We start from the raw sequence: 5,954 nt of genomic DNA, 5'->3' as shown, positions 1-5,954 counted from the left end.
GTGCACCACGGGAGCCTGGCCAAGTTCGAGCAGGATGTCGTTAATACTCAGCTGGCCGTCCAACTGAGGATCCAGCTGCACCGGAACACCAGCCTCCGGAACGGCGTCGCTACTCATGCCACGATCATATGTGCGGACAGCCCCTGGGTCGGGGGGCCACGCCGACCGGGATCACGGACGGGGGTCCCCCCGGGGCCACGCGGACCAGGGGCGTCATGCGCCGTCGTAGGCCTCCTGCAGGGCGGCGATGTCCAGCTTGCGCATGGCGAGCATTGCCTGCATGGCACGCTGGGCGCCGTCGGGGTCGGGGCCGGCGAGCAGTTGTCCCAGCACGGCCGGAACCACCTGCCACGAGACCCCGTACCGGTCCTTGAGCCAGCCGCACTGGCTTTCCTGGCCGCCGTCGGTCAGGGCCGACCAGTAGCGGTCCACTTCCTCCTGCGACGCGCAGTCGATCACAAAAGACACTGCCTCATTGAAAGTAAAGGCCGGACCCCCGTTCAATGCCGTGAAGGTGCGCCCGTCAAGCAGGAACTGAACGGTGATGGCCTGGCCGGCGGGCCCGGGACCGCCGTCGCCATACCGCGAGACATCGAGGATTTTGCCGCCGTCGAAGATGGAGACGTAGTACTCGGCGGCTTCCTCGGCCTGACTGTCGAACCACAGGCAGGTGGTGATCTTTTCGCTCACAGCGCTCCCCTTGCGTTTGCCGTGCCGCCGGCAGACTCCGGCGGCGATCAGCGGCATGGGGCCGAGCCTAGCCCGGAGGTGACTTCACACACAACGGTGCCCGCCCGGAGCCCATCCTGACGGGACTAGGCTTGGATGTATGCCTTCTCCAACCCCCAGACGCCCCCGCCCGTCCGCCCCGGACGTTCCCCATTCCGGCCTCCGGCCCGCGCAGACAGCAGCCCTGGCCGCATGCGCGGATGCACTCCTGATTCTGCTCTTCGCGGCGATCGGGCGCGACGCGCACCAACGCGGGGAAATTGTCACCGGCGTCTTTGCGACGGCGTGGCCGTTCCTGGCAGGCGCGGCACTGGCATGGCTGGTCCTGCGGCTGTGGCATGACCCCCTGCGGGTGTGGCCCGCCGGCGTCGCTGTCTGGCTGGGAACCGTCGGCGTCGGGATGATCCTGCGGGCCCTCACCGGGCAGACGGTGGTGCTGCCCTTCATCATCGTGGCCCTGCTGAGCCTGGCCGTTTTCCTCCTGGGTTACCGCCTTGTGGCCGCGGGCGTTCGGCGGTTGCGTTCACGCCGCCGCCAGGCCTAATGCACTAGGCTTGCAGAAGATGGCAGCGCCCGTGCAAGGGCCGCCGACAGGCCCGCAAACGGCGCAACCGATCCGGAAAGGTTCACACGTGGTCACCGCATTCGTCCTGATCAAGACAAACGCTTCACGCATCCCGGAGACCGCCGAGGAAATCTCCGCCATCGCCGGCATCAGCGAGGTCTATTCCGTAACGGGCGAGTGGGACCTGATCGCCATCGCCCGGGTCGCCAAGCACGAGGACCTGGCGGACGTCATCGCGGACAAGCTCTCGAAGGTTCCCGGCGTCGCGCACACCACTACGCAGATCGCGTTCCGCGCTTACTCCCAGCACGACCTCGATGCGGCGTTTGCCCTCGGATTCGAGCAGTAGCGAACAACCGAACTGCGACCAGCTCACATGAGACGGGCCCGGCAGAAATCTGCCGGGCCCGTCTCATGTGTTCTTTAGGCGGTCTGCGACAGGGCGACCCACCTGTCCAGCACCGCGGCCGCGGCGCCGGATTCAATGGACTGCTCGGCGCGGTTGAACGCGGCGGCCATGCGCTCCGCCAGCGGACCCACGGCGTCGAGGTCGAACGCCACCAGCCCGGCCGCGGCGTTGAGCAGCGCCGCATCGCGGGCCGGCCCCGGCGCACCGCCGAGGACAGCCCGGACGACGGCGGCATTGGCCACCGCGTCCCCGCCGCGCAGCTCCTCCAGCGTGGCCGTCCGGATGCCCAGATCGCGTGGATCAAACATCTCTTCAGTTACCTCACCGTTGCGGATCTCCCACACCCGCGACGGGCCGGTGGTGGTGAGCTCATCCAGGCCGTCATTGCCGCGGAAAACCAGGCCGCGGCTGCCTCGCTTGGCCAGCACTCCGGCCACCAGCGGGGCCATTTGCTCATTGGCGACGCCCACCGCCGACGCCTGGACATGTGCCGGGTTGATCATGGGGCCCAGGAAGTTGAACGCCGTCGGCACGCCGAGTTCGCGGCGGGCGACGGCGGCATGCCGCATGGAGGGGTGGAACACCTGGGCGAAGCAAAACGTGATTCCCGCCTCTTCGGCGTTGAGTGCCACGCGGGGAATGGGGAGATCCAGCCGGACGCCGAGGGCCTCCAGGACATCGGCGGATCCCGACGAGGACGACGATGCCCGGTTGCCGTGCTTGACCACCCTGGCCCCCGCTCCCGCGGCGATGAGGGCGGCCATCGTGGAGATGTTGACCGTGTTCTGCTGGTCGCCGCCCGTGCCCACGATGTCCAGCTTCTCACCGGCAATGTCAATGGGGTTGGCGTTGGCGATCATTGCCTCCACCAGGCCGGCCAGCTCATCCACGGTCTCGCCCTTGGCACGCAGCGCCACCAGGAAACCCGCCACCTGGGCCGGCGTCGCCTCACCGGACATGATGGAATTCATGGCCCACTCAGTGCTCCCGGCAGTGAGGTCGGCACCGCTGATGAGTGCGTTGATGAGCCGCGGCCAGGTGTTGCCTGCCGCCTGTGCAGATGCCTGTGAAGTCACCTCCCGATGCTATCGAGGTCGGCCCCGCAAAGACCAATGTGAACCCCGCCGGGAACTTTTCCGCGCGAATTCGCGTCTTTGTAGAAAAAGTCCTCCGAAAACGCGGTTTGCGTTGGGCAGGACGGACTTTTATAGACATAATGTCTATGTGACATCTGCGACCCATGCCCCCAGTACCCCGGCGCACCCGACGCTGAACCGCCCGAACATGGTTTCTGTTGGAACCGTTGTGTGGCTGTCCAGTGAGTTGATGTTCTTCGCCGGTCTCTTCGCCATGTACTTCACACTCCGTTCGACTTCCGGACTGATGTGGGCCGAAGAGACAGCCAAGCTCAACTTCCCGTTTGCGCTCGTTAACACGATCGTCCTTGTGGCAAGTTCCTTTACTTGCCAGATGGGCGTCTTCGCTGCCGAGCGGCTCCAGCCGCGCCGAACCGGCGGACGCTTCAGCTTCACCCAGTGGGGGATGAACGGATGGTTCATCCTGACGTTCCTCATGGGTTCCTTCTTCGTCGCCGGCCAGGCGACCGAGTACGCCATGCTTGTTTCCGAGCATGTCTCGCTGTCTTCCAACGCCTACGGTTCGGCCTTCTACATAACGACGGGCTTCCACGGCCTGCACGTCATCGGCGGTCTGATTGCCTTCCTGCTCATCATGGGCCGCTCCTTCGCCGCGAAGAAGTTCGGACACTTTGAGGCAACTTCAGCGATCGTCACCTCGTACTACTGGCACTTCGTGGACGTCGTCTGGATTGGCCTCTTCCTGGTCATCTACGTCCTCAAGTAGTCAGACTTGACTCTTTTTCTACAAGAGGCAGAATTTCAAGAAGCGGCTCCCGGAGCCACCGCAGGATCGAATAAAGGAACCACCACGTGAAGGCACTCTCGCAGAAGCGACGTCACCCACTGGCAGCAATTGCACTGCTGCTGATGGGCCTCTTGGTCACGGGTGGGCTGTACGCCGTTGCCACCACCGTCAACCAGGCCAAGGCCGACACCACCACCTATAGCGCAAGCGACGTAGAGGAAGGCGGCAAGCTCTTTGCCGCCAACTGCGCCACCTGCCACGGCATGGGTGCCAGCGGTTCGCAGGCCGGGCCGTCCCTTGTGGGCGTCGGCGCCGCCGCTGTTGACTTCCAGGTCGGCACCGGCCGCATGCCCATGCAGATGAACGGCCCGCAGGCCTACAAGAAGCCCGCCCAGTTCAACGAGGAACAGACCAAGCAGCTGGCTGCTTATGTTGCCTCCCTCGGCCCCGGCCCGGCCATCCCCGAGGCAGGCGTGCTCGATGAGAAGGGCGACGCCGCCAACGGTGGAGAGCTGTTCCGCACCAACTGCGCCATGTGCCACAACGCCGCCGCTGCAGGCGGCGCACTGACCCGGGGCAAGTTTGCCCCTGCCCTCGCGGGTGTCTCCGGGCAGCACATCTACGAAGCAATGGTCACCGGCCCCCAGAACATGCCGGTTTTCAGTGACGCGAACATCTCCCCCGAGGGAAAGCGCGACATCATCACCTACCTGAAGCAGATTGAGGCCAACGGTTCACCCGGCGGCGCCGATCTTGGTGCTTTGGGACCGGTCTCCGAAGGTCTCTTTGTCTGGATCGCCGGGCTGGGCGTCATCATCGCGTTCACCATTTGGCTGACTTCCCGCACTTCATAAGCGGACCTTGCACCTGTAAGAATTTTCTGCTGACCCGTCAGCAGTTTGAATTGAAACCTAACTCGGCACTCGCCGAGACGAGAGAAGGATGAGGCGAATTATGGGCAACCATAGTGACGGCGGTCCGAACGACTCGGGCACCGTAGCTACGGCTGGTCAGAATGAGGTGGAGAAGTTCCAGGATCCTGGAATTCCCCCGCACCGTTTGCGCCTGGCTGACACGGACCCGAAGGCCGCAAAAAAGGCAGAACGGCAGGTAGCCCTTCTGTTCGGCATCTCGGTCGTTGGCACCTTGATATTCCTGGTGGCGTATTTCGCGATCGATCTGGGGCAAGACTCGGCGATCGCTACGATCCGCCTCCAGAATGCCCTGCTGGGCATCGGCACCGCTTTCGCGATGCTGGGCATCGGCACCGGTATCGTCCACTGGGCCAAGGCCCTTATGCCGGACCACGAGGTCTCGGAAGAGCGCCACGCGATCCGCACTGAGGAAGACCGCCAGGCTGCCGTGCGCATCGTCGATGACATCGTCGAGGAAACCGGCATCAAGCGCCGGCCACTGATCCGCAACACCCTGCTCGGCGCCGTCGCCCTCGCCCCCCTGCCGGCCCTGGCCATCTTCGGTGACCTCGGCCCCCGGCCGGACGACAAGCTGGCCCACACTCTGTGGGCCCCGGCCCCGGACGGCAGGCTCAAGCGGCTGGCCCGCGACCCGGATGGCACCCCCATCAAGGCCGCGGATGTCACCATGGGCTCCGCGTTCCACGTCATCCCCGAAGGGCTGAACGAGCTGAGCGAAGGAAAGCTGAACGAGAAGGCCAAATCGGTCGTTCTGCTCATGCGCCTGGACCCCGCACTGCTCAACCCCTCCCCCGAGCGCGCTGATTGGGCCTACAACGGAATCGTTGCATACTCCAAGATCTGCACCCACGTTGGCTGCCCTGTTGCCCTGTACGAACAGCAGACCCACCACCTGCTGTGCCCGTGCCACCAGTCAACCTTCGACCTGACCCAGCAGTGCAAGGTTATCTTCGGCCCGGCCAGCCGCCCTCTCCCCCAGCTGCCTATCGCAGTCGACGCTGAGGGCTACCTCGTCGCCACGAGCGACTTCCATGAACCCGTTGGACCGACCTACTGGGAGCGTGAGCAGCATGTCCTCAACAACAACGCCTGATGCCCCTGTCTTCGTCGCCAAAACTACAGGCGGCCGCATCACCGATTTCGTCGACCAGCGTGTTGGCGGCTCCGGAATCCTCCGTGAATTCGGCCGGAAGGTCTTCCCGGACCACTGGTCGTTCATGTTCGGCGAAGTGGCGCTGTACTCCTTCGTCATCCTGCTGCTCTCGGGCACGTTCCTGACGTTCTTCTTCGATCCGTCCATGGCGGAGACGCATTATGCGGGCTCGTACACGCCGCTGAAGAACGTTGAAATGTCGGTGGCCTACAGCTCCTCCCTGAACATCTCCTTCGATGTCCGCGGCGGCTTGTTCATGCGCCAGGTACACCACTGGGC

7 protein-coding genes and 1 pseudogene are annotated in these 5,954 nt (G+C 64.5%); 6 read left to right on the top strand and 2 right to left on the bottom strand.

Going from position 1 to position 5,954, the window contains the following annotated elements:
• Positions 1-213 precede the first annotated feature (213 nt).
• Positions 214-747 carry a VOC family protein gene (locus AC1D1W_RS19475; RefSeq protein ID WP_279293854.1) on the bottom strand — a complete coding sequence of 178 codons (534 nt, stop codon included), beginning with the start codon at positions 745-747 and terminating at the stop codon, positions 214-216.
• A gap of 82 nt (positions 748-829) precedes the next feature.
• Here AC1D1W_RS19475 and AC1D1W_RS19470 point away from each other — a divergent pair, with 82 nt between their 5' ends.
• On the top strand, positions 830-1,273 hold the full coding sequence (locus AC1D1W_RS19470) for a DUF3054 domain-containing protein (protein ID WP_243177418.1): 444 nt from the start codon (positions 830-832) through the stop codon (positions 1,271-1,273).
• An 88-nt stretch (positions 1,274-1,361) separates the two neighbouring features.
• The gene (locus tag AC1D1W_RS19465; RefSeq protein ID WP_028276733.1) at positions 1,362-1,643 is read left to right on the top strand and encodes an Lrp/AsnC family transcriptional regulator; all 282 of its coding nucleotides are present in this window, start codon (positions 1,362-1,364) and stop codon (positions 1,641-1,643) included.
• Positions 1,644-1,717: 74 nt separating this feature from the next.
• On the opposite strand, the gene trpD is transcribed toward AC1D1W_RS19465, so the two are convergent.
• Entirely contained in the window at positions 1,718-2,779 is a 1,062-nt protein-coding gene (gene trpD, locus AC1D1W_RS19460; RefSeq protein ID WP_243177417.1) for an anthranilate phosphoribosyltransferase, read from the bottom strand.
• Positions 2,780-2,891: 112 nt separating this feature from the next.
• On the opposite strand from trpD, the gene ctaE reads away from it, so the two are divergent.
• The 4 genes and pseudogenes from ctaE to AC1D1W_RS19440 all read left to right on the top strand — a co-directional run.
• The gene (gene ctaE / locus AC1D1W_RS19455; RefSeq protein WP_279293852.1) at positions 2,892-3,566 is read left to right on the top strand and encodes an aa3-type cytochrome oxidase subunit III; all 675 of its coding nucleotides are present in this window, start codon (positions 2,892-2,894) and stop codon (positions 3,564-3,566) included.
• Positions 3,567-3,652: 86 nt separating this feature from the next.
• Positions 3,653-4,441: a cytochrome bc1 complex diheme cytochrome c subunit gene (gene qcrC / locus AC1D1W_RS19450; RefSeq protein WP_028276731.1), complete on the top strand. Its 789-nt coding sequence runs from the start codon at positions 3,653-3,655 to the stop codon at positions 4,439-4,441.
• A 100-nt stretch (positions 4,442-4,541) separates the two neighbouring features.
• Positions 4,542-5,615, top strand: a complete 1,074-nt coding sequence (qcrA, locus tag AC1D1W_RS19445; protein WP_028276730.1) for a cytochrome bc1 complex Rieske iron-sulfur subunit — start codon at positions 4,542-4,544, stop codon at positions 5,613-5,615.
• Positions 5,593-5,954 (top strand): annotated as a pseudogene (locus tag AC1D1W_RS19440) (cytochrome bc1 complex cytochrome b subunit); the annotation flags it as partial. The gene qcrA and the pseudogene AC1D1W_RS19440, both read left to right, overlap by 23 nt.

This window comes from Arthrobacter sp. P1_B4, assembly GCF_056406555.1.
This window is presented reverse-complemented; position numbering and strand designations above follow the sequence as displayed.